This is a genomic window from Candidatus Poriferisodalis multihospitum (assembly GCF_028283155.1).
GTDB classification, from domain to species: domain Bacteria; phylum Actinomycetota; class Acidimicrobiia; order Acidimicrobiales; family Poriferisodalaceae; genus Poriferisodalis; species Poriferisodalis multihospitum.
This window is the reverse complement of record NZ_JAPYOK010000020.1, coordinates 1-3,279: the sequence shown is the minus strand read 5'-3', so window position 1 is coordinate 3,279 and position 3,279 is coordinate 1. Positions and strand designations below refer to the sequence as shown.

Annotated in this window: 1 protein-coding gene and 1 pseudogene; both read right to left on the bottom strand. The window is 65.6% G+C overall.

Annotated features, from left to right (window positions below):
• Positions 1-538 (bottom strand): annotated as a pseudogene (locus tag VI480_RS00680) (2-isopropylmalate synthase); the annotation flags it as partial.
• Positions 539-886: 348 nt separating this feature from the next.
• Entirely contained in the window at positions 887-2,989 is a 2,103-nt protein-coding gene (gene ppk1, locus VI480_RS00675; RefSeq protein ID WP_323670883.1) for a polyphosphate kinase 1, read from the bottom strand.
• Positions 2,990-3,279: the final 290 nt, after the last annotated feature.

Below are 3,279 nucleotides of genomic sequence, written 5' to 3'. Positions count from 1 at the left end.
CGCCGTCATGGCGCTGAGCCAGCTCTTTGCAGAGCCGGGTGCCGGAGATGGCGATGTCGCGGATGCCCTCTTTGTCCAGCCGGTACACCACCCGGCGCTGCAGCTCCGAGGTCGGGTTGTACAGGTGCACGATCGCCTTCTTGGCCCCGGCGATGGACTCATAGGTCCGCTCGATCAGCTCGGGCCGGCTCTGCGTGAGCACCTGGATCCAGACGTCGTCGGGTACCAGGTCCTCCTCCACGAGCATGCGGCAGAACTCGAAGTCGGGCGCCGAGGCAGACGGGAACCCCACCTCGATCTCCTTGAACCCCATCTCGACGAGCACTTCGAACATCTGGCGCTTGCGCGGCACGTCCATCGGGTCGATGAGGGCCTGGTTGCCGTCACGCAGGTCTACCGAGCACCACAGCGGCGCCTCGGAGATGATCTTGTCGGGCCAGGTGCGGTCCGGCAGATGCGCGGGAAAAGCGTAGGTGTCATAGAGCCGGTACGGCATCGAGCTCGGCTGCTGGGCGCTGATGCGCTTGACGTCTGCCATGGGAATCTCCTGCGATTGGGGCGGTCGTTTGGGGGTTCTGGGGAATCGGATCGGTGAGTTTCGGGTGGATCGGTCGTGTTCGGGCCACGAAAAAACCCCCTGGCCCGAAGGCGCAGGAGGTTGGGCGAGGACCTGTGCGGTCCTCGCCTAGGTAAGAAGGAGCAGTCCGGTAGCGGAAAGCAGTGCGGTGTGAGTCGAGACGCGAATCACGCAGAAAATGCTACCAGCCAGGTTCCAGAGCCAGTAGTGCGCCCGCTGTCGAGGCGGCAGGACCCTCTGCGACCAGCGATCCGGCAGGTCGCAACGTCGCCGAGTCCCCTGCCGCCTCCGCAGCTCCCGCAGCTGTGCTCAGCCGCGGCGGTCAGCGTGCAGGGTCAGCATCGAATGATGCAGATCGGTGCCGCAGTGCTTGGTCCACTCGCCGTCGCTGCCGAGCTCCCAGCGTGCAATGCCGTCGTCGAGGTACATGTCGGTGAGATCCACAAGCTCGCTGATGAGCGCAGGCGCCTCCACGGGCGCCAGTGCCTCGACGCGGTAGCGCAGGTTGCGCGGCATGGCGTCGGCCGAGCCCAGCAGGATCGTGTAGCCCCGGTCGCGATTGCCGAACCGGTACACCCGGCTGTGTTCCAGGAAGCGGCCCACGATGCTGCGCACCGAGATGTTCTCGCTCATGCCGGCGATGCCGGGGACCAGACAGCAGATGCCTCGCACGACGAGGTCGATGCGGCACCCCTGCTGTGACGCCTCATAGAGGGCGTCGATCACCTCGCTGTCGACGATGGCATTCATCTTCATGAAGATGTGGCCGTCGGCCTCGGCGGCTTCGGCTGCAATGTGCTTGACCAACGACTGGCCGAGGCTGTGCGGTGCCACGGCCAGCTTGCGGTAGTCGGTCTTGCGGCTGTAGCCGGTGAGCGAGTTGAACAGTGCGGCCACGTCGGCTGCAAAGTCCCTGTCGGCAGTGAGCAGACCGAAATCCTCGTAGATGCGGGCCGTGTCGGCGTTGAAGTTGCCGGTGCCGACGAAGCAGTAGTGGGCGATTCCCCGGGGCTCACGCCTCACCACCATCGCGAGCTTGCAGTGGGTCTTCAGACCCACGACGCCGTAGGCCACATGCACGCCCGCGCGCTCCAGGATGCGTGCCCACTCGATGTTGGCGTGCTCGTCGAAGCGGGCCTTCAACTCGACGACCACCACGACCTGCTTGCCGCGCTCGGCAGCCCGGATGAGCGAATCGACGAGTCGAGTCCGCTCCGAGGTCCGGTACATGGTCAGTTTGATGGCGAGCACGTCTGGATCGTCGGCGGCTTGGCGAATGAACGCGTCGAGACTGGTCGTGAACGACTCGTAGGGCAGGTGCACCAAGACGTCCTGGCGCTTGAGGACATCGAAGAAGTCGACGCCGGTCTCGGACTCCTCTACGGCTCCCCGCCGGTCCCCGGTACCACTGGCGAGCAGTGCACCGGCCTCGGTGGTTGCCCGCAGAGGCAGCGGCGTCCTCGGGCTGTGGGGCGGTGTCTTGAGATCGTCGCGGTCGATGCGGTACAGCTCGAACAGATCTGACAGGCCGAGCAGTCCGGCAGACGTGTACACGTCGTCGTGGGTCAGCTTCAGCTCTCGGGTCAGCATGTCCAGCGCGTCGTCGCCCAGGTCGGGCGCAGCCTCGAGTCGCACGGCACCGCCGAAGCGCCGCTGCCGCAACTCGAGCTCCATGTGCTTGAGCAGGTCATCGGTCTCGGTGTCGTCGATGTCGAGATCCGCGTCGCGGGTGACCCTGAACGTGCTGTGGCTCAGCAGCTTCACGCCCGGGAACAGGTCTCCCAGGTGCCCGGCGATGACCGATTCCAGCGTGATGAAGCGGTTCTCGTCGGGCAGGGCCAGAAAGCGCGGCAGGATCGGCGGCACCTTGACCCGGGCGAACGACGGCCCGCTGCGCGAGTGCTCGACGAACACGGCGAGGTTCAGCGACAGGTCCGAGATGTAGGGAAAGGGGTGAGCCGGATCCACTGCGAGCGGGGTCAGTACCGGGAACACCTGCTCGCTGAAGAGCTCGGCTATCCATGCGCGGCTCGTGGCATCGAGATCGTCGACCCCGACGAAAGAAATCCCTTCTGCAGCGAGTGCCGGCCGCAGCTCGTCTTCGAACAGCGACGAAGCATCACCGAGCTGCACGGCCGCGGCCGCCCGGATCCCCTTGAGCTGCTCTCGCGGGGTCAGGCCGTCCGCGCCGGCTTGGCGAACCCCGGCTTCGATGGAATCGAGCACGGTGGGCACCCGCACCTGGAAGAACTCGTCGAGATTCGACGCGTGGATGGCCACGAACCTGATGCGCTCGAGAAGCGGCAACTCTCGATCACGCGCGAGTGCCAGGACGCGATGGTTGAAGTCCAGCCAAGACAACTCTCGATTGAGGTAGCGCTTGGATGATCGGGCCCCGTTGGCGGCGGACATGACGGCTCAAGCCCCTGTGCGGTCAATGCAAGGCACCATGGGGCGAAGCACCCTGCGCCCGTGAGAGTACGCAATCGACGTCACTGTCCACAAGGGGGCGGCCAAGTCCCGCAGCTCGCCGCCAACTGCAGGCGGGGCTTGTGGACAACATGTGAGCATCGGGCAGGCGCCGTGTGGACACCTGCCCGCGCCCGCGCTCAGGCCGGTGCGAACTCGAAGGCGTCGCTGACGACTACCTCGGTGCCGATGAACTCGGTCTGGGTCATCTCGTCCATGAGCGCTGGATCAGT